This is a genomic window from Limimaricola pyoseonensis, assembly GCF_900102015.1.
Taxonomy (GTDB): Bacteria; Pseudomonadota; Alphaproteobacteria; order Rhodobacterales; family Rhodobacteraceae; genus Limimaricola; species Limimaricola pyoseonensis.
In genome coordinates, this window is sequence record NZ_FNAT01000004.1 from 232,353 (window position 1) to 256,529 (window position 24,177).

The window sequence follows — 24,177 nt, forward strand, 5'->3', positions numbered from 1 at the left end:
CCTGGCTGCCCGCTACGGCGACGGGCTAGAGCATTGCATCGGCAAGGTCCAGTGGGTAGTTGATAGAAATTATCAGGATACCGGAGGTTGTCATGCCCATCGCCACCGCACGCTTCGCCACGCCGAATGCCGGGCGTCTTCTCGACCAGCTGGCCAAGCATTTCGCGCACAAGATCACGGTCGAGCAGGCGGGCGACGTCACGCGATTCGCGCTGCCGCCCGGCCCGGCCGAGGGGCGCGCCGACGCCGATGGCCTGACGCTAAAGGCGCGGGGCGAGACGCCCGAGGCGCTGGCGCGCGGGCAGCGGATCCTCGAGGATCACCTGCTGCGCTTCGCCTTCCGCGAAAAGCCGGCGCCGCTCGACTGGACGCGGCAGCCCGGCTGAGGGCGCGTGGGCGGGGCCGCCGTGTCAGCCCGGCTGCGGCGCGAACTCGGCCGCGACGGGGTAGTGGTCCGACGGCCATGCGCCGTCGAACCGCTTGCGCAGCACGGTCGGCGCCGAGAGCGGCCCGATGCCGGGACCGTGGCCGAGATGGTCGATCGCGCCGAACAGGTTGAGGCCGCGGTTGAAGTGGAAGGTCGCGCCCGGCACCGCGGCGAAGCGCAGCCCCGCCGCTTCGAGGATGGCGAGCGTCTCGCTGCCGGCGCGGGCGTTGAGGTCGCCCGCGACCAGCACCGTCTCGCCCTGCGCGATGCGGGCGCGCGCGCGTTCGGCCAGAAGCTCTGCCGCGCCGCGCCGGTTCTGCCACGAGCCATGGTCGAAATGGACGTTGAAGAGCGTGAAGCGGGCGCCGGTGTCGCGGTCGCGAAAGCCGGCCCACGAGGCGAAGGAGGGCGGCGCGCCGTCGAAGCCGCGCGCATAGAGCCGATCCGGCGTGTCCGAGAAGAAGAACCAGCCCTGATCGAGCGGCTCCAGCCGGTCGCGGCGGTAGAGGATCGGCTGGGTCGACGGAAAGCGGGCCGGATCGCCGGTCGCCGCGGCCGCGTAGCCCGGGTTGCGGCCCAGCAGCCAGTCGAGCGCGAGGTTGTCCCGGTTGGCCGAGCCGCCGGCGAAGCTCTCCATCTCCTGGTAGGCCACGAGATCGGCGCCGAGGGCCTTGAAGGCCGAATCCAGCGCCGTCTTTCGCGCCTCCCACCCGGCGCGCGACCACGGGCCGTCCTCGGCGCGCAGGTCGATGTAGTGGACGTTGTGGGTGGCCAGCCGCAGCCCGCCGGGGGCGGCCGCCGGCAGCGGCATCTCGGCGGCGCCGGCCGAATGCCGCAGGTGCTGCGCGCAGGCCGCGAGCGCCAGCGCCAGCGCGAGGCCGCCCAGAAGCGCCGTGACCCGGCCGAGCAGCCGCTTCATCGGGCCGCGCCCGCCGCCGGGCGCGCGCGGCAGGTATCATGGCGGTTGCGGGCAGTGCGGCAGGGGCAGGGGGCTGGCATCGAAAGCTCCTCGCATCGCGGGGCCGTTCGCGCGGCGCGGGGTCCGCCCCCGGGCCTCGTCCCCGCAGATCCATGATCCCGAACGCCCCGCTTGGCAAGGGCCGGGCCGCGCCCGGCGCGCCGGTGGCCAAGACGGGACGCAACTCGCCCCGCCCCCCGCCTTTCGCCGGGCGGGCGCGGCACCTATCTGGACCGGGAAGCAGAAGGCCCCGGCCGCAACGGAGACCCCATGGCGAAGAAACTGCCATCCCCCTGCATCGACGTCTGCAAGTTCCGCCGCGAGGGCCATTGCATCGGCTGCTCGATGACCAAGGCCCAGAAGAAGATGTTCAAGACGCTGAAGAAGCCCGAGCACCGCGAGGCCTTCGTCACGATGCTGCTGCATCAGCAGAACGACCTGGGCAAGTACCGGCACTGGACCCCGGCCTACCTGAAGAAATGCGCGAAGAAGGGCGTGACGCCGCCCGTCGCGGCCTGAGCGGCGCGCCGCTGGTGACGGGCGCGATGCGCCGGTCCTGAAGTGAAAACGGCGCCCCCCTGAGAGGGGCGCCGTTCAGGTCGGTGACGCGCCCGGCCTCAGCCGAGATGGGCGCGCAGCATCCAGGCGAACTTCTCATGCGCGCGGCCGCGCTCGATCGCGAGGTCTTCGGTCAGCGTGTCGCCGTGGCTCGCGGCCAACTCGCCCAGGCCGCCCAGCGTGGCGGCGATGGTCTCCTCGGCCTTCATCAGGATCTCGATCATCTCGCGGTCGCTCTGGTGGCCGTCATGCTCCTTGACCTTGGAGCGGTCGAGCATCCCCGCCAGCATGCCTTCCGCATGGGCGTCGATGGCGCGGATCCGCTCGGCCAGATCGTCCTGGCCCTGGAAGTGGTCCTCGTAGATCTCCTGGAACAGGCGGTGCAGCTCACCGAAGGCCATGCCCTTGACGTTCCAATGGAAGTTCTGGGCGAGCATGGTGGTCACGACGGTCTCGGCGACGCTCTGGTTGAGCGCGTCGGCGATCTCCTTCTGCGCGTCGGGGCTGAGCGCGATGGCAGGCTGGGTCATGATGCAATCCTCTGCGGCTGCGGCGGTGATCGATAATCTGGGGGCGCGCTCGCGGCGGTCAACGTCTCGACCTCGGCCGCGACGCGGGCCACGAGGTGGACCACGGAGCGCCTGACATCGCGCGACACCCGGCTGTGCAGCAGGAAGGTGGCGCTGGCCTCGTCGCCGGCGCGCAGGCAGGCGATCAGCCGCAACAGCCAGCTTTCGTCGAAGGACAGCGCGCGGGCCGTCGGGCGGAAGAAGCGGGGCGAGCGGCCCAGCGCCTCGCCCAGCGTCGCCAGGAGCGCGTCGAGCATGGCCTCGGGCGCAAGGTCGCGCCGCGTGCCGACCATGGCGCAGGCGCGCGACAGCTCCATCCGGGCGCCGGCGCGGCAGCGCAGCGCCGAGACGCGCAGCTGCGCCAGCAGCCGCCGGTCGTCGGACGAGAGCGCGGCGCGGGGGTCCGGCCGGGGGGAGGCCGAAGGGTGGGGGATCGTCGCCGTCATCTGGATCCTGCTCGTCGATCGTGTCTGTGCCGTGTTTCCTGAGTATATCTATCGGGAAATTTCGCGCCTGCAAAGAGGGGCCGGCGCGATCGGCGGAAGCGAGCCATGCGGCCGCCCCGGCAGGCGGGGCAAAAGCCTCGGCGGCTCAGGCGCTGGCCGCCCCGGCCAGCCGTGTCTGCCGCAGATGGGCGCGGAAGCGGTCGCGGCGGCTTGCGGCGTCGCGCAGCACGCAGCTCGTGCAATATTGCGCCGCCTCGTCTGGCAGGGTGTAGTGGCGGCAGCAGCCGCCGCGCAGGCGCAGCCAGTCGCCGATCTCCGGCGCCTCCGGCAGCGCGATCCATTCGAAATCGGTCTGCTTGCTGAAGAGCTTGCTGCCGCGGTCGCGCAGGATCGCGCGGGCCTGCGCGATGCCCGCCTCGGCGTCGCCCATCGCCCGCGCCTGAGCGAGGAACGTCGCCGCGAGGCTGTCGCCGACCATCCGCCACAGCGCCGCGCGCGACAGGCCCGACAGGCGGAACAGCCGCTCCACGGGGTCGGTGAAGAGCGTCTCCAGCGCCTTGGCGAACTCCGCCGGCCTCTCCGGCCCGTATGGCGCGAGGCGCAGGGCGAGCGGGTCGAGACAGAGGTCGAAGGTGCCGGACACGCCGGCAACGCCGTCTTTCTCCCGCTGCACCACGCGCGGCGCAACCCGTACCGCGCCGGGCGCGGCCTCGACGAGCCATGCGCCGCGCAGCGCCAGCCCGCAGAGCGGCTCGCAGACCGCCCATGACAGCTTGCCCAGCAGGTAGGCGCTCGCGAGCCTGTCATCGCCGCCCGGCGCGCCGGCCCGCATCAGCGCCATCAGGCGCCGCAGCACCGGCTCGGGCATGTCGGTCAGGTCGACATGGCCCGGCCCCGGTGCAGACGTCGTGACCACGGCCGAGAACGCGCCCCGCAGCGGCGCCATCGCCGCGAGCAGGCCCGGCAGGTCGCGCGGCGCCACGGTCAAAGTTGCAGCCCACGGCGGCAGCGAAAGACCCGTCTTGCCGCGACGCTCGGCGGGAAGGCCTGCGCGGTGGCGGCGAGCACCCGATACGTCCTGAAAGGTCCGACCCGTCGCCGCATCCGTCGCTCCGTCGTCGTCGGCCCCGTACCGACACTGGTCGGTGGCCGAAAGCCGTGAAAAGGCGCGGCAAACGCCGCCACTTCGGGTCGCCCCGTATTTCACGACCAATACAGTCAGGAATTCGGAGCATCAAGCGATGTCAGGCGATCGGCCGTATGGCGGCAGGGCTTTCATCCCCTCGTGGCGCCATGCGGGCCGGCTGCGGTCGACGGCCGGCCCCGGTGCCGGCCGTGCCCGTCGGAGACGGGTGCCGGGTGCGAGGGAGATGGCCCGTCCGGGGGCGTCAGCCGATCTTTGGCCGGGACAGATCGCTCGCCACGCCCCGTCGGCTCGGGGCCGCGGCCCACGCAGCAGGAGCGACGGCAAGCCGGCACGTCCGGTGGCCGCCGCGAGGGCCCGTCCGGCCGGGGCGCGCCGTCGCCCGATCAGAAGAGCTTCGAGGGCAGCCAGAGGGCGATCTGCGGCGCCGCGATCAGAAGGCCCAGCATCCCCAGCATCAGCAGCACGTAAGGCGCCGATCCGGCGACGATCCGGCCCATGGGCGCCCCGGTGATCGCCTTCAGCGTGAAGAGGTTCATGCCCACCGGCGGCGTGATCATCGCCATCTCGAGGTTCACGACCAGGAGCACGCCGTACCAGATCGGATCGATGCCGAGATGCATCATCGCCGGCAGGATCACCGGTGCGGTGATCAGGATGATCGCCACGGATTCGAGGAACATGCCGAGGATCAGGATCATCACCATCATCACCAGCACGAAGCCCAGCGTCCCGAGATCGGCCGCGACCAGCGTCTCGACCAGCTGCTGCGGGATGCGCATCTTGGTCAGCACGTGGCTGAACACCGTGGCGCCGGCGAGGATCATGAACAGCATGCCGGACATCTTCGCCGCCTCCGCCGCCGCGTCCCAGACGTCGCGCCAGCCGATCGAGCGGTAGATCAGCACCGTGATCGCCAGCGCCAGCCAGGCCCCGGCCGCGGCGGCCTCGGTGGCGGTGAAGATCCCGGCATACATGCCGCCGAGCACGAAGACCGGCATCAGCACGGCCCAGAAGGACCTGCGCAGCGCGCCCAGCAGTTCGGCGGGCCCGGCCATGCGCTCGCGCGTCATGGTGCCGGCCAGCGCGGTGCGGATCACCGCCCAGAGAATGAAGATGCCCGCCAGCATGGCGCCGGGAACGATGCCGGCCATGAACAGCCCGCCGATCGAGGTGTCGGTGGTCACGCCGTAGAGGATCATCGGCCCCGAGGGCGGAATGAGAATGCCGAGCGTGCCGCCGGCGGCGACCACGCCGTAGGCCAGCCGCTCGTCATAGCCGAAGCGCAGCATCTGCGGGATCGCGACCGCGCCGATGGTCATGGCGGTGGCGACGCTCGAGCCCGAGATCGCCGCGAAGACCGTGCAGGCGAGGATGGTGGCGACGGCCAGCCCGCCGGGCAGGTGCCGGGTGAAGGTGTAGGCGGCGTCGTAGAGGTCGTCGACCACCCGGCCGCGGATCATGATGTTGGCCATGAAGGCGAAGATCGGGATCGCCACGAGCAGGTAGCGGTTCACCTCGTGGAAGATGATGTCGGAGACCGAGCCGAAGCCGCCCTGGGTGATGAGCAGCAGCGCGCCGCCATAGAGCGTGAGCCCCGCGAAGATCGGCACGCCGGTGAAGAGCAGCACGAGAAGCGTGGCGAGGATGGCGATGATGATCACGGGCGGGCTCCGTCGGCTTGGGCGTCATGGGCTTCGGGCAACCGCAGCCAGAGCGTCAGGGTCTGGGCCACCTGCAGCGCGACGACCGGCAGCAGGAGCGCGCCGCCCAGCGGCAGCAGCATCTGCAGCGTCCAGAGCGGCAGTTCGAGGTAGCCCTCGGTCAGAAGGTTGATCATCCTCGAGAAGATCGCGGTCTTCCAGCCGTTGAAGATGAGCAGCAGCGCCACCGCGGCGACCGCGGCCGAGCCCCACAGCCGGATCGCCAGCGCCAGCCGCCCGCGCGCCGCCGAGGTCAGGATGTCGACCTCGATATGCCCGCGCTCCAGCAGCACGCGCGGGGCGGCCAGCATGGTGATCGCGGTGAGCGACAACGCGACGATCTCGTCGCTCCAGACGATCGGCGCGTTGAGCAGGTAGCGCGCCGTGACCGACAGGCCGAGCAGGCAGAGATCCATCAGGACGAGAAGCACGGCCAGCCCGAAGGCTGCCCGTGTGATCAGGCCGACCGCGCGCTCGGCGGCGACCAGCCAGGCCGGGAAGGCGGCGCGCGCCGCCTGCTCGGCGGCGGCGTCCGCGCGCGGGGCCGGCCCCGCCATCAGTTGGCGCCCAGAAGCTCGAGGAGCGTCTCGCCGTCGGCGCCGGTCTCCTCGACGAAGGCTTCGCGCACCGCCGGCTGCATGACGTCGCGCAGCGCCGCGACCTGATCGTCGGTCAGCACGCGGGCATCCATCCCGGCGCCGGTGAGATCCTCGATGGCGGCCGGGTCGATGCCGTCGCGGGTGATGATCGAGCTTTCCACCGCCTTGTCGGCGGCGCGCTGGATGCCGGCGCGCACGTCGTCGGGCAGGCCCTCCCACCAGGCCGGGTTCACCACGAGGTTGTCGAAGGCGAGGAACATCGGCGTCGCGGTGCCGAACTTCTGCACCTCGTAGAACTTGCGGCTGTAGGCGGCGGCCACCCCGGTCACACCGGCATCGATGACGCCGGTCTGCAGCGCCTGGTAGGTCTCGGAGCCCGGCATGTTCACCGGCGTCGCCCCGAGCGCCTCGAGGCCCTCGTTGAAGAGCGGCGTGAGGCCGCGGATCTTGATGCCCTCGAAATCGGCGGGCGTCTCGAGCGGGGCATTGGCCGAGGTGAAGATCAGGTCGTTGGTGTCGACCACCCAGGCGATGTTCTGCACGCCGACTTCGCGCATCTTGGCGTCGAGCATCGCCGCCGCCTCGGAACCGATGAAGGCTTTCTGCGCCTGCGGCGAGGTCATCAGGTAGGGGATCAGCGTCACCGACATCTCGGGCACGGTGCCGCCCCATTGCAGGTTCAGGATGATCGCGGATTCGATCTCGCCCGAGGCCACGGCGGCGTGGTGCTGGGTCGGGCTGAAGAGCTGCGCGGCGCCGAAGATCTGCACGTCGACCCGGCCGCCGGTTTCGGCTTCCACGTCCTTCTCGAACTGCACCATGCGCTCGGCGGTGTGATGCGACGGCGGAAACTGGTGGCTCAGCCGCATCGTGTAGTCCTGCGCGGCGGCCCCGCCGGCTGCGAGCGCGAGCAGCGCGGCCCCGGACAGGGTTCTCAGCGTGGTCATATTCTCTCCTCCTCGAATTGACCGGTTGTGTTCTGTGCTAGGCGGGTTCCAGTACCCTCGGCAGGCCGGCCCGGGCCAGCGCGCCGTGCAGCGTCTCGCCCGGCAGCGCGGCCTCCAGCACCGCCCGCGCGCCTGCGAGCCCGGCCACGTCGATGCCGGTGTCGAAGCCCATGGTCTCGCAGAGAAACGCCATGTCCTCGAAGACCGCGTTGCCGGTGGCGCCGGGGGCGAAGGGACAGCCGCCCAGCCCCCCGAGGCTGCCGTCGAGCACCCGGATGCCGTGATCGAGCGCGGCGGCGCAATTGGCCAGCCCCAGCCCGCGGGTGTCGTGGAAATGCATGGCCACCGGCATGGCCGGACCGAGCGCGGCGCGAAGGCCGTCGGCCAGCTGCGCGACCTGCCGCGGGCCGCCGAAGCCGACCGTGTCGGCCACGGCCACGACGTCGGCGCCGGCGCGGGCGCAGTCCTCGGCGAGGCGCAGCACCGCGGCGGGCTCGACCGCGCCCTCCAGCGAACAGCCGAAGGCCATGGCGATCCCGGCGGTCAGCACCGGCGGGTCGGCGCGGTCGCGCCGCGCGGCGTCGATCCGTGCCAGCATCTCCAGTGCCTCGGCGCGGCTGCGGTTGGTGTTGGCGCGGCTGTGGCTCTCGGTCGCCGACAGCACGAAGATGATCTCGTCGACGCCGGTCTCGAGCCCATCGGCCACGCCGCGCTCGTTCAGCGCCAGCGCGCTCGAGACGGCGCCGGGCAGGGCGGCGCCGGCCGAGATCAGCTCGCGCAGATCGGCGAATTGCGGAAACCGCTTCGCCGGCAGGAAGGAGCCCAGCTCGAAATGCCGGACGCCCGCCGCGTGCTCGGCCCGCATCCAGTCGAGCTTCTGCGCGGTGTCGGGAAAGCCGCTCGTCAGCTGCAGCCCGTCGCGCAGGCCGACCTCGCGCAGCACCACGCGGTCTTCGGGGTAGAGCGTGCGGGGCTGCATCAGGCGGCCTCCGCCCGGCGGCCCGACAGCGCCTCGATCTCGTCGGCGTCGAAGCCGAGCGCGCCGAGGATCGCGGCGTTGTCCTGCCCGATCTCGGGCACGTCGCCGCCGCCGGCGATCATCGCGCCGTCGATCTCGAAGGGCAGGCCGGGGGCGCGGAAGGAGGTCTCGCCATAGGTCGACTGCGCCAGCCCGCCGGGGCGCATCACATGCGCGTCGTCATACATGTCGCAGGGCTTCGCGATGGGCGAGAAGGGCAGGCCGGCGGCCTCGAACTCGGGGGCGAGGTCGTCGAAGCGGCGCTCGGCGATCCTTTCGGCCACCAGCGGGATGGTCCAGTCGCGGGCCTCGATCTGGTCCATGCGGGTCTGCAGGCGCGGATCGTCCAGCAGCGCGTCGAGCCCCAGAAGGCGGCAGATCGTGGCCCATTGCCCCTCGGTCACGGCGCCGACGAAGATCTGCCGGCCATCGCGGTCGGCGAAGATGTCGTAGACCGGCCAGGAGAACTCGCGCTCGGGCATCGGCGGCGGGTTCTTTCCCTCCAGCTCGAACTGCACCATGTGCTGCGCCACCAGCAGCAGGCAGTTCTCGAACAGCCCGACGCGGATCTCGCGCCCGGTGCCCGTCTCGCGCCGCTCCAGCAGGGCGGCGACCACCGACAGGGCGGCGAAGAGCCCGCCCATGATGTCGTTGGCCGAGGAGCCGACGCGCAGCGGGCGGCCGGTCGGCCCGGTCATGTAGGCGAGCCCCGTCATCATCTGCACCACCTCGTCGAGCGCGGTGCGGTTCTGGTAGGGGCCCGACAGGAAGCCCTTGCCGGCGGCGAAGATCAGCTTCGGGAACTTGGCGCGCAGCGTCGCGGCGTCGACGCCGGCCTTCACCAGCGCGCTGTCGCGGAAGTTCTCCACGAAGACGTCGGCGGTGGACAGCAGCCGCTCCAGCGCGGCGCGCCCGGCCTCGGTCTTCACGTCGATGGTGACGGAGCGCTTGCCGCGGTTGAAGAGCGGGAACATCGGCCGGCCCATGCCGGTCAGGCTCCGCGTCTTGTCGCCATGCGGCGGTTCGACCTTGATCACCTCGGCGCCGAGATAGCCCAGGAACATGCCGCAGGACGGGCCCATGATCATGTGGCTCATCTCGACCACGCGGATGCCCGCGAGGGGCCGGAACTCGTCTGTCATCTGCGTCTCCTCCGTTCGAGCGCGACGATAGACGCGAAACGGGAGGCTACAAATTATAACGATTGAGGGGATGATCTCGACAAAGTAGAGATCGTTCATGGACCCGCGCCAGCTGCGCATCTTCAAGGCCCTCTACGATTCCGGCAGCATCACGGCGGCCGGGAACCTCGAGCGCTGCGCGCCCTCGGTGGTGGCCCATCACCTCGCCAATCTCGAGCACCGGCTGGGCGTGTCGCTGTTCGAGCGTTCGCGCCGCGGCGTCGTGCCGACCCCCGCGGGGCAGAAGTTCCACGGCCATGCGCTGGCGATCCTGCGCGCCATCGACGGCGCCGAGAGCGACATGCGCGACACGCCGGACCGTCTGTCCGGACGGGTCGTGCTCGGGCTGGCCTTCTCGGCGGTGACCGCCTTCGCGGTGACGCTGATGCGGCGGGTGGTGGACGAGCACCCGGACCTGCATCTCGAGATCGCCGAGAGCGTGTCGGGGGCCACGATCAAGGGCCTGCTCGCGGCCGACACCGACCTTGCGGTGGCCTTCAACCCGCCCAAGGACAGCCGCCTGCTGCTGGTGCCTCTGCTCGAGGAGGAGATGATCTGCATCGGCCGTCGCGACATCATCGGTGAACCGGATAGACCGATGGCGATGGACGATTTCCTGTCGCGCCGCTTCGTTTTGCCCCGGCGCGGCCCGCTCGGCCGGCCGATGGCCGACGATGTCGATGTGCAGAAACGGCTCGAGCACCACGCCAGCCTGTTCTCGCAGAACGTCGTGGCGGCGGTGCTGTTCGTCAATTCCGGGCTCGGGCTGGGGCTCGGGACGCGGGCCAACCTGCTTTACGGCGCCTATGCGCAGGACGTGGTGGGCCGCCCCGTCGCCGGCCGCGCGATCACCAGGACGATGTATCTCTGCCTGCGCAGAGACACCCCGGTGTCACGCGCCATGGCCTACATGCGCGACGTCATCATCGACTGCGTCGAGACGGAGGTGGCCGAAGGTCGCTGGCCATGCCGCCTGCTGATCTAGCCGTCGCGATGCGGCCCCGGGAGGGCGACAGGCCCGTCTCCGGTGCGTCCGAGACGGTTGCTTCCGGGAGTGCGTACCGCGGCGTCGGGAACAGGTTCGGATGGCAGCTTCGGGTCGGGCCAAAAGTGAAGGCCTCGTGCCGCCGACATGGCGTCAGCGGGGCTGCCTTCGGGTGTGGCCCGACGCGGACATTCGCCCGACGAGGCTGTCTGCTCGACCGGCGGCGATGTCATCGGGAGGCTGTCGATTTTCGGGATAACCTGGCTGGGGTGGTAGGATTCGAACCTACGGTACACGGTACCAAAAACCGCTGCCTTACCACTTGGCTACACCCCAGCAGGTGTGGCGGCTGTCTAACCTTGCCGGGCGGGGGGCGCAAGAGCCGAAAACCGGATTTTTGCAGCTTCCGCGAAGGCAGTCTGCGCGCCCCGGTTCCGGCGCGCGCAGGCCGTCGTCTCAGACCCGGATCGGGTCGGCCTTGGCCAGCCGGTCGAAGCCCATCAGCGTCTCCACGAGCTTCGGCATCTGGTCGAGCGGCACCATGTTCGGGCCGTCCGAGGGCGCGGTGTCGGGGGCCTCGTGGGTCTCGATGAACACCGCCGCGATGCCGAGGCTCACCGCCGCACGGGCCATCACCGGCGCGAATTCGCGCTGCCCGCCCGAGGCGCCGCCCAGACCCCCGGGCTGCTGCACCGAATGGGTCGCGTCCATCACCACCGGGTAGCCGGTCTTCGCCATGGTCGGCAGCGACCGCATGTCGGCCACCAGCGTGTTGTAGCCGAAGGAGACGCCGCGCTCGGTCAGAAGGATGCGCTCGTTGCCGGTCGAGGCGATCTTCTGCGCGACGTTGGCCATGTCCCACGGCGCGAGGAACTGGCCCTTCTTGACGTTGATCGCGGCGCCGGTCTCGCCGGCGGCCAGGAGCAGGTCGGTCTGGCGGCACAGGAAGGCGGGGATCTGCAGGATGTCGGCCACCTCGGCCACCGGCGCGCAGTGGTCGGCGCCGTGGATGTCGGTCAGCACCGGGCAGCCGATGGCGCGCTTCACGCCTTCGAGCACCTTCAGCCCCGCCTCCATGCCGAGGCCGCGCTTGCCCGAAAGCGAGGTGCGGTTGGCCTTGTCGTAGCTGCCCTTGAACACGAACTGCGCGCCATGCGCGGCGCAGGCCTCGGCCATGGCGCCGGCGATCATCTGCGCGTGGTCGTCGGATTCGAGCTGGCAGGGCCCGGCGATCAGGGTGAGCGGGCGGTCGTTGCCGATGGTGAGATTGCCGATCTGGACGTCGATCATTGGGGCGGCCTTTCGCGAGGGGGTCGCCGCCGGTCTAGCGCGCCGGCGGGCCCGCGTCACGCCCGCCGCGTCAGCTCGAGACCTGCTCGCGCAGGATCGAGATGGTCAGCGACAGCACGAGGTAGTTGCCCGCGAAGATCAGCAGCGCCAGCGCGGTGTTCTGCAACGCCTTCGGGTAGGTCGCCTCGTCCGGCGCCACCGGCTCGACCCCGAGCGACAGGTAGCGCACCTGCCGGTTGGCCTCGATCCGCGCCGCCTCCATCTGCTGCAGCGCCTGCTGCACCAGCAGCGTCTGGAAGCCGTAATCCTCCTCGGCCAGCCGAAGCTCGGTGTTGCGCGCCGCCAGCGACGAGCCCGCCGCGCTGGCGGCCGTCATCTCGCGGCGCAGTTCCGCGATCAGCGCCTCGACGCCCGCGATCTGGCCGCGGATCGAGCTGACCTGCGCCTCGTTCGGGCGGCGCACGTCGAGCCGGGTCTGCAGTTCGAGCTGCAGCTCCTGCCGCCGCGTCTCGAGAGCGGAGATCTGCTGGGTGCGGGCGGCGGTCTCGCCCACCGGGTCGATCTGCTGCACCTCGCGCTGGATCTCGAGCCAGTCGGCCAGCGCCGCGGCGCGGCGGGCCTCGGCCGCCTCGTAGCTTGCGCGGGCGCCCTGCATCTGGTCCTCGCGCAGCCGCCGCGTGAGCTGATCGACCTGCTCCTCGGCGAAGCCGATCAGCGCTTCGGAGAAGCGCTGCGAGACCTCGGGGTCGGGCGCGATCACCTCCATCTTCACGATGCCCTCGGTCGGGTCGTAGGAGACCTGCACATGGTCCTTGTAGAGCGCGTAGGCGCGCTCGTTGCTGGCCGCGTCGGGCAGGCGCTGCACCGGGTCGATGGCCGGGTCGGCGAAGACGGCCTTGAAGCCTTCCTCCTCGTCGAGCCGCACCATCGCGGCGCGCGAGGTCAGGTAGGACTGCACGGTGATGCTGTCCTGCTGGGTCGCCATCGAGGTGCCCTGGAACAGGCCGCCCAGGCCCGCGCTGCCCTGCGGCTCGGCCTGCTGGATCACGAATTCCGATCGCGTGGCGAACATCGGGGTCGCCATGGCGAAGAAGTACCAGCCGACCACCAGCGTCGGCAGCAGCACGAAGGCGGCGAGGCGGGCGGCGAGCCAGCCCAACCGGCGGCGGCGGCGGCGCGCCATGTCGCGCTGGATGCCGGCGATCTCGTGGGCGCGGCGGGCGGCCTGGTCTGCGGTCTCGGTCGAGGGCAGGTTGTCCGGTGGCGCGGCCTGCGGCAGCTTCGCGCGGGTGGTGGCGGGCAGGTTGCGCACCTCTTCCGGGCCGGCCTCGCCGGCCACGACCAGCTCGAGGATGTTCGAGCGCTGGAACGGGTCGATGCCGCGCGCCCTGAGCTGGCGCACCGCGTCGAAATCCGACGTGAACTCCATCCCCTGCTTCAGCGCCACGCGCCGCGCCATGCGCAGCTGGCGGCCGGTCAGCCCCTCGCGCCGGATGCGGTCAATCTCGCGCTCGGTCTCGGGGTCGGCGGCCGGGGCAGGGTCAGCGGCGGGGGCGGGGGCCTCCTGCGGCGCGGGCGTCTCCTCCGGGGCCTCGCCGGTCACGTCCTCGGGCAGCTCCTCGGGCACGTCCTCGGGCGCAGGGGCGGCCTGCGCGACCGGGTGCATCGCCATCCGGGCCTGCGGCGCGGCTTCGGCCGGCCCTGTGCGCTCGGCGCGTTCGGCCCGCGCCGGCGCCGGCGCCGCCGCGTCCTCGGGCGGCGGGGCGAGCGGCTCGCCCGGGCGGCGGCGGTAGCGGGTCAGCTCAGGCGTGGTAGTCATAGAGCGCGCGCGCCTCCTCGAGCGTGTCGAACATGTGCAGCCGGCCGTCGCGCAGCACCGCCGCCTGCCGCGCGAAGCGCTCGAGCACCTGCGGCTGGTGCGAGACGATCACCACGCTGGTGGTCTCGAGCCGCTCGCGCAGGATCTCGCCCGCCTTGCGGTTGAAGGCCGCGTCGGTGGTCTGCGGCATGCCCTCGTCGATCAGGTAGAGGTCGAACTCCAGCGCCAGCATCAGCGCAAAGGAGAGCCGCGCCCGCATGCCCTGGCTGTAGGTGCCGACCGGGCGGTCGAAATACTCCTCGATGCCGCAGAGCCAGCGGCAGAAGGCCTCGACGTAGTCGGGGTCGAGCCCGTAGATCCGGGCGATGTAGCGGGTGTTCTCGCGGCCCGAATGGCGCGGCACCACCCCGCCCATGAAGCCCAGCGGGAAGGAGATCCGCCCGCGCCGGGTGATCTGCCCCTCGTCGGGCCGCTCGAGCCCGGCCATCATGTTGATCAGCGTCGTCTTGCCGGTGCCGTTCGGCGCCAGGATGCCGAGCGAGCGGCCCGGCTCCAGCCGGAACGAGGCGCGGTCGAGGATCACCTTGCGCCTTGTGCCGGTCCAGTAGGATTTGCTGACATCGCTGAACTCGATCATCGGCCCGTGTCTTCGTGTGTTTCGGCCGTCTGCGCAAGCCGCCTTGCCCGGGAGATAGGCAGGCATTGTGGCGAAACCGCGCCGGAATCCTTGCCAAACTGCGGGAGTGTTTCCCGGGTTTCAGGGCGCGGGCCCGCCGCCACGGCATGCGCCCCGTTCATCCCGGCTGGCGGGCCACGCCGGTGGCCCAGCCCGCCGCCACCGAGAGCGCGGCGGCGCCGAAGCTCAGCAGCGCGCCCATCTTGGCGGCGTCGCGCACCGGGATCTCGCCCAGCATCGCGTCGGGCGGGAAGGCGACCGAGGCGATGAACAGCGACACGGTGAAGCCGATCGCCGCGACGCAGCCGATCACGAAGAGGTCGACCACCCGCATGCCATGCGGAAGGCCCAGCCCCATCGGCCCCGCCGCGATCCAGCCGAAGCCGAGGATGCCGAGCGGCTTGCCGACCAGGAGCCCCGCCAGAACCAGCCATGTCGGCGATCCGATCGAGGTGAACTCGACCCCGGCATTGGCGAGGCCGAAGAAGAACAGGATCACCTCCACCGGCAGCTTCAGCAGGTGCTCGATGTGGTTGAGCAGGTCGCGCAGGTGCCGCTCGGCGTCGGAAAAGACGCCGAAGGCGCGGTCGGCATGGGGGATGGTGGGCACGATCGGCAGCAGCCCCAGCGCCGGGTGCAGCCCGGCCTGCTGGAAGCCGTACCAGCTGGCCGCCCCGGCCAGCAGGTAGGGCCAGAAGGACAGCCGGTTGCGCATGAAGGTCGAGTTCGGGCGCAGCTCGCGGTGCCGGTCGAGCCGGCGCGGCAGCCAGTTGGCCAGCAGCCAGACCGCCACCGCCGCGCCCAGCGACAACAGCAGCCACACCGGCGCGAGGTCGCCCTGCGGGTAGAAGACCGCGAGGATCACCAGCCCCGCCGCGTCGTCGGCGATGGCCAGCAGCAGCAGGAAGCGCACCGCCGGGTGGCCGGCGCCGAACACCATCCGGCCCACGAGGTAGGAGAACGCGATGTCGGTCGCGGTCGGGATCGCCCAGCCGCGCGCCACGGCGTCGAAGGTGTCGGAGCCCAGAACCAGCGCCAGCCCGAGATAGACCGTCACCGGCCCGACCATGCCGCCCAGCGTCGCCACCAGCGGCGTCGCCGCCTTGCGGCCGCGCAGCGAGCCGCTGCGCAGGATCACCGCCTCCCAGACCTCCTTGGCGGCGATGGCGAAGAAGAAGGCCATGGCGACGTCGTTGACGAGGTAGTGCAGCGTCAGGCTGCGATGGGCGACCGCGCCGCTCGCGTCGTGATGCGCGTGCCCGATCGGGAAATCATGCGCCAGTTCATAGTCGACGAAGGCGTGGTAGCTGCCTGGGTCGAGATTGGCCCAGACCAGCGCGATCGCCGCGCCGAGGACCAGCAGCAGCGAGTAGTTGGTGACGAAGCTCCAGACGCGGTACATGCGGCTCCCCCGGACCGGCGGCCATCCTCGAAGGGTATCGCCGGCGCCGGGCTCCCGGCAACGGCGGTCGGCCGCCCAGCGGTGCCGGGCCTTGCGAACCCCATGCCGGCCTCGCGCGTTTCGCCCCCGGATACCCAAGCACGACGGGAGACACGCCATGGGCAAGTTCATCAAGTATTTCGCGATCTGGAAGCTGGTCCGCAAGGTTCTGCGCCGCGGCCGGCGGGCCTGAGGCCTTGCGCGGGGGCGGATCGGCCATAGATGGCCGGCGATGGACCAGCTGCGCGCCGATCTTTCCGCCTGCCGCCTCTGCGCCGACCGCTTCCGGGCCACCGCCACGCGGCACGAACCGCGCCCGGTGGTCTGGTTCAAGCCCGGCGCAAGGCTCCTGATCGCGAGCCAGGCGCCGGGCCTGCGCGTGCACGAGGCCGGCACCCCGTTCTGGGACCGCTCGGGCGCGCGTCTGCGCGACTGGCTCGGCATGGACGAGGAGACGTTCTACGACCGCTCGCGCGTGGCCATCGTGCCGATGGCCTTCTGCTTTCCCGGCTACGATGCCAAGGGCTCGGACCTGCCGCCGCCGGCGATCTGCGCGCGGGTCTGGCGCGACAAGGTCCTGTCCGAACTCACCGACATCCGCCTCACCGTGCTGATCGGCGGCGCGGCGATGAACTGGCATCTCGGCAAGGGCCCCGGCGTCACCGAGCGGGTGCGACGCTGGCGCGAGTTCGGCCCGGACGTCTTTCCCTTGCCACATCCGTCGTGGCGCAATACCGCGTGGCTGAAGCGCAACCCGTGGTTCGGCGAGGAGGTCCTGCCCGCCCTGAAGGCCCGGGTGCGCGAGGTGATGGAGGCATGAGCATGGAGACCGGTCTGGATCTGGCCGACGCGGCGATGGCGCGCGATCCCGAGGACGACGCGGCGCGGCTGCGCTATTACGGGCGGCTGGCGGATGCCGAGCTCTACATGCTGCTCTCGGAAGAGGCGGGCGAGGACGACGTCACGCCGGTGCTGATCGAGGAGGCGGGCCAGTCCTACGCCGTGGCCTTCGACAGCGAGGAGCGGCTCTCGGACTACGCGGGCGGGCTGGCCTACCACGCCGCCGTGCCGGGCCGGGCGCTGGCGCAGATCCTCGCGGGGCAGGGGATCGGTCTCGCTCTCAACCCGCGCGTCGCGCCCTCGGCGCGGCTGCTGCCGCCCGAGGCGCTGGAGTGGCTGGCCGAGACGCTGACCCATGCGCCGCAGGAGGCGGCCGAGCGCCCGGTCGCGGTGAACCCGCCCAGGGACTTCCCCGAGGCCCTGCTCGCCGCGCTGGACGAGAAGCTCACCTCCGCGCGCGGTCTGGCGCGCGAGGCCTTCCTCGTGCGGGTCGAATATGCCAACGGTCGCGAGGCGCCGCTCCTGGCCTTCCTCGACCCCGCGCCCAATGCCGAGAAGGGCCTCGCCGTCGCGGTGGGCGAGGCGCTGACCTTCTCGGGGCTGGAGGAGGAGGCGCTCGACGTGACCTTCCTGTCGGGCGATGCCGAGATCGCGCGCCGCATCGCCAAGGTGGGCCTGCGGCTCAAGCTGCCGCAGCCGCATGTCGCGCCCGGCCCCAAGGCGCCCGGCTCCGACCCCGAGAAGCCGCCGCGCCTGCACTGAGGCGGCGCAGGGCCTACTTTACTCCGCAAATACTCAAACCCGGCCGCCGCCGCGCGGCCGGTCTCAGTAGCCGCGCCTGCGATCCACAAGATGCAGCAGCGGCTCGCCCGCCTCCGACCGCCTGACATTCTCGGCGATCACCTTGGCGGCGGTCTCGGGCCGGGTCTCCGACGCCACGTGCGGCGTCACGGTGACGCGCGGATGCGCCCAGTAGGGATGGTCGTCGGGCAGCGGCTCGGTGCGGAACACGTCGAGCGTCGCGTGGCCGATCTGGCCGTCGTCGAGCGCCGCGAGCAGCGCGTCGTCGTCGATCAGCGCGCCGCGGCCGGGGTTGATCAGCGCAGCCCCGCGGGCGGGCAGGGCGAGGCGCTCGGCGTTCATCAGGTTCTCGGTCTCGGCGGTGAGCGGCAAGAGCGTCACCACGATCTCGGCGCCCGAGAGCGCCTCGCGCAGCCCCTCGGGCCCCGACAGGCAGCGCAGCCCGAGGATGTCGTGGCGCGAGCGGCTCCAGCCGGTCACCGGAAAGCCCAGATCGGCCAGCGCGATGGCGCAGGTCTCGCCCAGCGCGCCGAGCCCCAGCACCGTGACCGGCCGGTCGGAGGCCAGCGGCGGCGCGACCTGCCGCCATTCGCGGCCCGGGTTCGCGATGTGCCGGTCCATGCCGAGATGATGCCGCAGCACGTGGCCCGCGACGTATTCGGTCATGCCGCGCTCCAGCCCGTCATCGACCATGCGCGTCAGCGGCTGGGTCAGCGTCTCGTTGCCGACGATGGTCTCGACCCCGGCCCAGAGGCTGAGCACGGCGCGGGCGCGGGTGTAGGGGCGGAAATCGCGCAGGGCGTCGTTCGGCGCGAAGACGATGTAGTCCACCTCCTCTGGCGCGGCCTCGCGGGTGAGGCGGGCCTTGACCCCGGCCTCCTTCAGCGCGGCGGGCAGCACTTCGGCGTAGTCGGCCCAGCGGGCCTCGGGGGCGGAGAACAGGATCGTCGTCATGGGCACCTCAGCGCGGCTTGTGGACATGGGCGCTCTGCACGATGCCGAAGGCCAGCAGCAGGACCAGCATCGCCGAACCGCCATAGCTGACCATGGGCAGCGGCACGCCGACAACCGGGGCGAGGCCCATCACCATCGACATGTTGACCGCGAAGAACAGGAAGAAGGTCATCGCGATGCCCAGCGTCACCAGCGCGGCGAAGCGGTCGCGGTTGCCGATCGCCGAGACGAGGCAGAACAGGCAGATCAGCGCGTAGAGCCCGAGCAGGGTCGAGGCGCCGACGAAGCCGAACTCCTCGGCCAGCGTGGTGAAGATGAAGTCGGTGTGCTTCTCGGGCAGGAAGTTCAGCCGCGACTGCGTGCCCTGCATGAAGCCGCGCCCTGTCCAGCCGCCCGAGCCGAGCGCGATCTTGGCCTGGGTGATGTGGTAGCCCGCGCCCAGCGGGTCGTTCGAGGGGTCGATGAAGGTGTCGATGCGGCGGTACTGGTAGTCCTTCAGAAGCTGCCACGACGTGCCGCGCGAGGCGAAGACGGCGTAGACGGTGCCGACGCCGGCGGCGATCACGGTCAGGAAGTAGCCCCAGTGCACGCCGGCCGCGAACATCACCGTCGCGCCGCCGATCAGCAAGAGCAGCGCGGTGCCGAGATCGGGCTGGGCCAGCGTCAGCATGGTCGGCGCGACGATCAGACCGACCGGCAGCAGCACCCAGAAGGGATGCGAGGTCTTCCTGAGCGGCAGCCAGTCGTAATAGGCGGCCAAGAGCATCACCAGCGCCACCTTCATCAGCTCCGAGGGCTGCAGCCTGAGCGGGCCGAGATCGATCCAGCGCTGGGCGCCCATGCCGACCTCGCCCACGAGATCGACCGCGACCAAGAGCGCCAGCGAGCCGGCATAGCCCAGAAGCGCCATGTTGCGCCAGAACCAGATCGGCACCATCGCCACGACGATCATCGCCACGAGGCCGACGCCGAAGCGCTTGATCTGCGGCATCATCCAGCGCGCGCTCTCGCCGCCGGCGACCGAGTAGAGCATCAGGAAGCCGAACCCCGCTACCGCGCAGAGCAGCACGATCACCGGCCAGTTCAGGTAGAGCAGCTTGCGCGGCCCGCTCGGCACGTATTTGGCGTTGGTCTCGAGATAGCTCATGTCAGGCCCGGTCCGATCCGCCGGCATGGCGCGCGACGCGGTTCTCGATGCGCTTCTGCTGCTCGGCGATCTGGTCGCGCAGGTTCGAGGGGTAGGCCTCGAGCGGCGGCGGACCGCCATAGAGCGCCTGCAGCGTCACGTCGCGCGCGATCGGTGCGGCCACGGAAGAGCCGCCGCCGCCATGCTCGACCACCACCGCCACGGCGTAGCGCGGGTTCTCGGCGGGCGCGAAGTTGACCCACAGCGCGTGGTCGCGCCGTTCCCAGGGCAGGTCGGCGTTCGAGGTGACGCCGCGGGCGCGCTCCTCGGCGGTGATGCGGCGCACCTGGCTGGTGCCCGACTTGCCGGACATCTGCATCCCCTCGGCGGTGATGCGCGCGCCGAAGCCGGTGCCGCGGGCCGCGTTCGAGACGTCGAACATGGCGGCGCGCACCCGGCGCAGGAAGTTCTCGTTCAGCCCCATCGGCTCGCCCGCGCCGGAGGGCTGGATCTCGCCGCCGATCGAATGCACCAGCCGCGGCCGCACGTCGCGCCCGGTGGCCAGCCGCGCCGTCATGACGGCGAGCTGCAGGGGCGTGGCCAGCACGTAGCCCTGGCCGATCGAGGCGTTGACCGTGTCGCCGATGCGCCAGGCCTCGTCGTAGCGGTCGCGCTTCCAGGCGCGGTCGGGGGCGACGCCGGCGCTGACCGCCGACATCGGCACGTCGTGCTCGACCCCGATGCCGAGCCGGCGCGCCATCTCGGCGATGCGGTCGATGCCGATCTTCTGGCTGACCTCGTAGTAGTAGACGTCGCAGCTTTCCTGCAGCGAGCGGTGCATGTTGACGTTGCCGTGCCCGCCGCGCCGCCAGCAGTGGAAACGGGTGCCGCCGACCTCGGTGTAGCCGGGGCAGTACTCGGTGTCCTCGGGGCCGACGAGGCCCGATTCCAGCGCCGCCATCGCCACCACCATCTTGAAGGTCGAGCCGGGCGGGTAGGCGCCCTGCACGGTCTTGGCCGAGAGCGGGCGGTACTTGTTCTCGTTGAGCGCGCGCCAGTCGCTGCTCGAGATGCCGCGCACGAAGAGGTTGGGGTCGAAGGTCGGGGCGGAGGCGACGGCGCGCAGGTCGCCGGTCTCGAGGTCGATCACCACCGCCGAGGCGCTCTCGCCCTCGAGCCGGGCCTCGGCATAGGCCTGCAGCGCGCTGTCGATGGTGAGCTGGATGTCGGCGCCGGACTTGCCCTCCTCGCGGTCGATCTCGCGCATCACCCGGCCGGCGGCGTTGACCTCGATCCGCTTGGTGCCGGCGCTGCCCCTCAGCGCCTCCTCGTATTTCGCCTCCACGCCGGTCTTGCCGATCTGGAAGCGCGGGATCTGCAAAAGCGGGTCGGGGTCGGTCATCTTCGACAGGTCGTAGTCCGACACCGGGCCGACATAGCCCACCACATGCGCGGTGTCCGAGCCGCGCGGGTAGTGCCGCGACAGGCCGACCTCGGCGGTGATGCCGGGCAGGGCGGGGGTGTTGACCGTGACCTTGGCGACCTCCTCCCACGGCACGCGCTCGGCCACCGTCACCGGCACGAAGGCCGAGCGGCGGTACATCTCTTCCTTGACCCGCTCGATCGCGCCCTCGGGCAGGCGGATCAGCCGCGACAGCCGCTCGAGCGTGTCGTCGACGTCGCCGGCCTCCTCGCGGGTGATGACGATGCGGTAGTTCTGCTCGTTCACCGCCAGCGGCACGCCGTTGCGGTCGAAGATCAGCCCGCGCCCCGGCGGGATCAGCCGCATGTTGATGCGGTTCTCCTCGGCGAGGTTGCGGTAGATCTCGCCCTCGTCGACCTGCATGGCGCGCATTCGCCAGCCCAGCACGCCGATCATGCCGAGCTGGGCCGCGCCCACGACCAGCGCGCGGCGACCGATCAGGCGGTTGCTTTCCTCGGTTTCCCTCGGCGGTCGTCTCATGCGCGGATCCTCCGTGTCTCGGGCCGGCCGGCGAAGCCGAGGCCGAACAGCCAGCGCGCGGCCAGCACGACGAGCGGGTAGGCCAGCACCGTCGCCGCGGCCTGGCTGGCCAGAAGCAGCGCCGGCGGCGGCGGCAGCAGCGTCAGCCACAGCACCGCCGCGACCCCGCCCAGCACCGCCACCGTGGCCAGCGCCGCGGCCAGCCACTCGGCCAGGAACCCGCCCGAGCGCAGCCGGGCGTGGCGGCGGCGCAGCGCCTCGGTGACCAGCACCACCAGCGCCGCCTCGAGCCCCGGCGGGCGCTGCAGCAGCATGTCGGCCAGAAGCTGCAGCCCGGCCACCAGCCAGACCGGCGCCAGCGCCGGGCGGCGGATGCACCAGGCCAGCGTCGCGGCCAGGAGCAGGTCGGGCCCGGCCCAGACCGGCGGCAGCGTGTCGAGCGGCAGGAGCCGCAACAGCATCAGCACCAGCGCGAGGCCCAGGAAACCGGCCCGGCCGATCCAGAGCGCGGCGCGGGTCTGGCTAGCCATCGGCGGGCTCCGCATCGGCGGTTTCGGCCGGCGGCTCGAGCGCCGGGGCGGGCGGGCCGAACAGCTCGCGCGGCTCGGGCACGATAAGCTTGCCCGGGTCGCTCACCGTCTCGGCCTCGTGGCTGCGCAGCACCCGCAGGAATTCCAGCCGCTCGTAATCTGCGGCGAGCCGGACCCTGAGCCGGCCATCGGTGCTCATCGTCACCTGGCCCACCAGCAGGTCGGCGGGGAACATGTTGCCGTCGCCGGACGACACCACCCGGTCGCCCGGCCGGACCACGTCGGGGTTCTCGAGGAAGTCGATCGGCGGGTAGACGGTGTTGTCGCCGGTCAGGATCGCGCGCTGGCCCGAGGGCTGGATCGTCACCGGGATGCGGCTCGAGGTGTCGGTCAGCAGCAGCACCCGGCTGGTGGTGCGCCCGACGCCCGAGATCCGGCCGACGAGCCCCATCCCGTCCATCGCCGGCCAGCCATCGAGCACGCCGTCGCGGCGGCCGACATTGACCAGCACCGACTGCCGGAAGGGCGAGCCGCTGTCGGCGGTGACGACGCCGGTGATGTAGGTCAGCCGCGGGTCGAGCCGGACGTTGTTGAGGTCGAGCAGCTTGGCGTTCTCCTGCTCGAGCTGCAGCGCCGCCTCGCGCCAGGCGCGCATCTGCTGCAGCTCGCGCCGGAGCTGGCGGTTCTGCTCGTGCAGCTGGCTGTAGCTCTGGAAGTTGGCGGCCATGGTGGCGATGCCGGTCATCGGCGCCATCGCCCAGTCGAGCGAGGGCACGACGCGGTCGATCACCTCGGCGCGCAGCCGCTCCACGCGCGGGCTGTCCTCGATCCGCCACAGCAGGAACACCGCCGCCATGACGAGCAGGATCAGCCCGACCAGCAACCTGCGGATCGGGCGGACATAGTCTTCGCCGGTGTGTCTGTCCCTGGCCAAGGGCGTCGCACCCCTATTCGCGTGATGTGAGGGCCCCGAAGGGCCGGGGGCGCCGCGCGTAGGCGGCGCCGTCTCAGCTGTCGTAGTCTATCACATGCCGCAGCTGCTTCTCGTATTCCAGCGCCTTGCCGGTGCCGAGCGCCACACAGTTGAGTGACTCGTCGGCCACCGAGACGGCGAGGCCGGTCTGCTCGCGCAGCGCAAGGTCGAGCTGGCCCAGAAGCGCGCCGCCACCCGTCAGCATCACGCCGCGGTCGACGATGTCGGCGGCGAGGTCCGGCGGCGTCGCCTCGAGCGCGGTCATCACCGCCTCGCAGATTTGCTGCACCGGCTCGGCCAGCGCCTCGGCCACCTGCGCCTGGGAGATCTCGGTCTCCTTCGGCACGCCGTTCAGAAGGTCGCGGCCGCGGATGTGCAGGCTCTGCCCGCGCCCGTCATCGGGCATCCGCGCGGTGCCGATCTGGGTCTTGATGCGCTCGGCCGTGGCCTCGCCCACCAAGAGGTTGTGCTGGCGCCGCAGGTAGCTGACGATCGCCTCGTCCATGCGGTCGCCGCCGACGCGCACCGAGCGGGCATAGACGATGTCGCCCAAGCTCAGCACCGCCACCTCGGTGGTGCCGCCGCCGATGTCGACCACCATGTTGCCGGTCGGGTCGGTGATCGGCATCCCCGAGCCGATGGCCGCCGCGATCGGCTCGGCGATCAGCCCCGCGCGGCGCGCGCCGGCCGAGAGCACCGACTGCCGGATCGCGCGCTTTTCCACCGGGGTGGCGCCATGCGGCACGCAGACGATGATCTTCGGCTTCGAGAAGGTGGTCCGCTTGTGCACCTTGCGGATGAAGTACTTGATCATCTCCTCGGCGACGTCGAAATCGGCGATCACGCCCTCGCGCATCGGCCGGATCGCCTCGATCGAGCCCGGGGTCCGGCCCAGCATCAGCTTGGCGTCCTCGCCCACGGCGAGCACCTTCTTGACGCCGTCCTTGACGTGGTAGGCCACCACCGAGGGCTCCGACAGCACGATGCCGCGGCCCTTGACGTAGACCAGCGTGTTGGCCGTGCCGAGGTCGATCGCCATGTCAGACGAAAACAAGCTGCCCAATCCGAACATGGCGTGATGATCCCGTTCCAGTGCCCCTGTCCCGCGACTCCGTTGCGCGGGCTTCGCGCCTTATAGGCGGTGTGGCCCCGCGCGGAAAGGGCGCGCGGGCCGCCGGTCAGCGCATTTTCGCCGTGTTTTCGTGGCCCGCGGAGGTTGCGTCACCGCC

The 24,177-nt window shown here is 71.2% G+C and carries 24 protein-coding genes and 1 tRNA gene; 5 read left to right on the forward strand and 20 right to left on the reverse strand.

Features of this window, described 5'->3' with window-relative positions; genetic code table 11:
- Positions 1 to 92 precede the first annotated feature (92 nt).
- The gene (locus BLT43_RS10895; protein WP_090112774.1) at positions 93 to 386 is read left to right on the forward strand and encodes a DUF2218 domain-containing protein; all 294 of its coding nucleotides are present in this window, start codon (positions 93 to 95) and stop codon (positions 384 to 386) included.
- Between the two features lie 24 nt (positions 387 to 410).
- On the opposite strand, the gene BLT43_RS10900 is transcribed toward BLT43_RS10895, so the two are convergent.
- Positions 411 to 1,346 carry an endonuclease/exonuclease/phosphatase family protein gene (locus BLT43_RS10900; RefSeq protein ID WP_090112776.1) on the reverse strand — a complete coding sequence of 312 codons (936 nt, stop codon included), beginning with the start codon at positions 1,344 to 1,346 and terminating at the stop codon, positions 411 to 413.
- Positions 1,347 to 1,655: 309 nt separating this feature from the next.
- Here BLT43_RS10900 and BLT43_RS10905 point away from each other — a divergent pair, with 309 nt between their 5' ends.
- Complete coding sequence (locus tag BLT43_RS10905) at positions 1,656 to 1,904, forward strand: DUF1289 domain-containing protein (protein ID WP_090112778.1); 249 nt, start codon at positions 1,656 to 1,658, stop codon at positions 1,902 to 1,904.
- A 98-nt stretch (positions 1,905 to 2,002) separates the two neighbouring features.
- On the opposite strand, the gene BLT43_RS10910 is transcribed toward BLT43_RS10905, so the two are convergent.
- The 8 genes from BLT43_RS10910 to BLT43_RS10945 form a co-directional block, all read right to left on the reverse strand.
- On the reverse strand, positions 2,003 to 2,473 hold the full coding sequence (locus BLT43_RS10910) for a Dps family protein (RefSeq protein ID WP_090112780.1): 471 nt from the start codon (positions 2,471 to 2,473) through the stop codon (positions 2,003 to 2,005).
- Positions 2,470 to 2,958, reverse strand: a complete 489-nt coding sequence (locus BLT43_RS10915; RefSeq protein WP_090112782.1) for a hypothetical protein — start codon at positions 2,956 to 2,958, stop codon at positions 2,470 to 2,472. The genes BLT43_RS10910 and BLT43_RS10915 overlap by 4 nt, the downstream gene beginning before the upstream one ends.
- Positions 2,959 to 3,103: 145 nt before the next feature.
- On the reverse strand, positions 3,104 to 3,946 hold the full coding sequence (locus tag BLT43_RS10920; protein WP_090112784.1) for a (2Fe-2S)-binding protein: 843 nt from the start codon (positions 3,944 to 3,946) through the stop codon (positions 3,104 to 3,106).
- A gap of 542 nt (positions 3,947 to 4,488) precedes the next feature.
- The gene (locus tag BLT43_RS10925; protein ID WP_090112786.1) at positions 4,489 to 5,766 is read right to left on the reverse strand and encodes a TRAP transporter large permease; all 1,278 of its coding nucleotides are present in this window, start codon (positions 5,764 to 5,766) and stop codon (positions 4,489 to 4,491) included.
- The gene (locus tag BLT43_RS10930) at positions 5,763 to 6,362 is read right to left on the reverse strand and encodes a TRAP transporter small permease (protein WP_090112788.1); all 600 of its coding nucleotides are present in this window, start codon (positions 6,360 to 6,362) and stop codon (positions 5,763 to 5,765) included. The genes BLT43_RS10925 and BLT43_RS10930 overlap by 4 nt, the downstream gene beginning before the upstream one ends.
- A complete protein-coding gene (gene dctP / locus BLT43_RS10935) occupies positions 6,362 to 7,351 on the reverse strand; it encodes a TRAP transporter substrate-binding protein DctP (protein WP_090112790.1) in 990 nt (329 codons plus the stop codon). The genes BLT43_RS10930 and dctP overlap by 1 nt, the downstream gene beginning before the upstream one ends.
- Before the next feature lie 37 nt (positions 7,352 to 7,388).
- On the reverse strand, positions 7,389 to 8,330 hold the full coding sequence (locus BLT43_RS10940) for a beta/alpha barrel domain-containing protein (RefSeq protein ID WP_090112791.1): 942 nt from the start codon (positions 8,328 to 8,330) through the stop codon (positions 7,389 to 7,391).
- Positions 8,330 to 9,511: a CaiB/BaiF CoA transferase family protein gene (locus BLT43_RS10945; RefSeq protein WP_090112792.1), complete on the reverse strand. Its 1,182-nt coding sequence runs from the start codon at positions 9,509 to 9,511 to the stop codon at positions 8,330 to 8,332. The genes BLT43_RS10940 and BLT43_RS10945 overlap by 1 nt, the downstream gene beginning before the upstream one ends.
- 97 nt (positions 9,512 to 9,608) lie before the next feature.
- On the opposite strand from BLT43_RS10945, the gene BLT43_RS10950 reads away from it, so the two are divergent.
- Positions 9,609 to 10,535, forward strand: coding sequence for a LysR family transcriptional regulator (locus BLT43_RS10950; RefSeq protein WP_090112793.1), 927 nt, complete (start codon positions 9,609 to 9,611; stop codon positions 10,533 to 10,535).
- Between the two features lie 261 nt (positions 10,536 to 10,796).
- Here BLT43_RS10950 and BLT43_RS10955 read toward each other — a convergent pair.
- From BLT43_RS10955 to BLT43_RS10975, 5 genes are all read right to left on the reverse strand, one after another.
- Positions 10,797 to 10,871, reverse strand: a tRNA-Gln gene (locus BLT43_RS10955).
- 120 nt (positions 10,872 to 10,991) lie between these two features.
- Complete coding sequence (kdsA, locus tag BLT43_RS10960) at positions 10,992 to 11,825, reverse strand: 3-deoxy-8-phosphooctulonate synthase (RefSeq protein WP_090112794.1); 834 nt, start codon at positions 11,823 to 11,825, stop codon at positions 10,992 to 10,994.
- 70 nt (positions 11,826 to 11,895) lie between these two features.
- Positions 11,896 to 13,644: a KpsE/RkpR family capsule polysaccharide export protein gene (locus tag BLT43_RS10965; protein WP_165612589.1), complete on the reverse strand. Its 1,749-nt coding sequence runs from the start codon at positions 13,642 to 13,644 to the stop codon at positions 11,896 to 11,898.
- Positions 13,628 to 14,281 carry an ABC transporter ATP-binding protein gene (locus tag BLT43_RS10970; protein ID WP_090112795.1) on the reverse strand — a complete coding sequence of 218 codons (654 nt, stop codon included), beginning with the start codon at positions 14,279 to 14,281 and terminating at the stop codon, positions 13,628 to 13,630. Before BLT43_RS10970 ends, BLT43_RS10965 begins: the two co-directional genes overlap by 17 nt.
- 157 nt (positions 14,282 to 14,438) lie before the next feature.
- Positions 14,439 to 15,722, reverse strand: coding sequence for a Na+/H+ antiporter NhaA (locus BLT43_RS10975; RefSeq protein WP_090112796.1), 1,284 nt, complete (start codon positions 15,720 to 15,722; stop codon positions 14,439 to 14,441).
- A 271-nt stretch (positions 15,723 to 15,993) separates the two neighbouring features.
- Here BLT43_RS10975 and BLT43_RS10980 point away from each other — a divergent pair, with 271 nt between their 5' ends.
- Positions 15,994 to 16,581: a uracil-DNA glycosylase family protein gene (locus BLT43_RS10980; protein ID WP_090112797.1), complete on the forward strand. Its 588-nt coding sequence runs from the start codon at positions 15,994 to 15,996 to the stop codon at positions 16,579 to 16,581.
- Positions 16,578 to 17,363, forward strand: a complete 786-nt coding sequence (locus BLT43_RS10985) for an SseB family protein (protein ID WP_165612590.1) — start codon at positions 16,578 to 16,580, stop codon at positions 17,361 to 17,363. The genes BLT43_RS10980 and BLT43_RS10985 overlap by 4 nt, the downstream gene beginning before the upstream one ends.
- A 63-nt stretch (positions 17,364 to 17,426) precedes the next feature.
- Here the strand turns inward: BLT43_RS10985 and BLT43_RS10990 are convergent, their stop codons facing one another.
- The 6 genes from BLT43_RS10990 to BLT43_RS11015 all read right to left on the reverse strand — a co-directional run bounded on the left by BLT43_RS10990 (position 17,427) and on the right by BLT43_RS11015 (position 24,020).
- Positions 17,427 to 18,356 carry a 2-hydroxyacid dehydrogenase gene (locus BLT43_RS10990; RefSeq protein ID WP_090112800.1) on the reverse strand — a complete coding sequence of 310 codons (930 nt, stop codon included), beginning with the start codon at positions 18,354 to 18,356 and terminating at the stop codon, positions 17,427 to 17,429.
- 7 nt (positions 18,357 to 18,363) lie between these two features.
- Positions 18,364 to 19,503: a rod shape-determining protein RodA gene (rodA, locus tag BLT43_RS10995; protein WP_090112803.1), complete on the reverse strand. Its 1,140-nt coding sequence runs from the start codon at positions 19,501 to 19,503 to the stop codon at positions 18,364 to 18,366.
- A gap of 1 nt (position 19,504) precedes the next feature.
- Positions 19,505 to 21,445 (reverse strand): penicillin-binding protein 2, encoded by a 1,941-nt coding sequence (gene mrdA, locus BLT43_RS11000; RefSeq protein WP_090112804.1) that lies wholly within the window; start codon positions 21,443 to 21,445, stop codon positions 19,505 to 19,507.
- Positions 21,442 to 21,975, reverse strand: a complete 534-nt coding sequence (locus tag BLT43_RS11005) for a rod shape-determining protein MreD (RefSeq protein WP_090112805.1) — start codon at positions 21,973 to 21,975, stop codon at positions 21,442 to 21,444. The genes mrdA and BLT43_RS11005 overlap by 4 nt, the downstream gene beginning before the upstream one ends.
- Positions 21,968 to 22,909, reverse strand: coding sequence for a rod shape-determining protein MreC (gene mreC / locus BLT43_RS11010; RefSeq protein WP_090112806.1), 942 nt, complete (start codon positions 22,907 to 22,909; stop codon positions 21,968 to 21,970). Before mreC ends, BLT43_RS11005 begins: the two co-directional genes overlap by 8 nt.
- Before the next feature lie 73 nt (positions 22,910 to 22,982).
- Complete coding sequence (locus BLT43_RS11015) at positions 22,983 to 24,020, reverse strand: rod shape-determining protein (RefSeq protein ID WP_090112807.1); 1,038 nt, start codon at positions 24,018 to 24,020, stop codon at positions 22,983 to 22,985.
- Positions 24,021 to 24,177 lie beyond the last annotated feature (157 nt).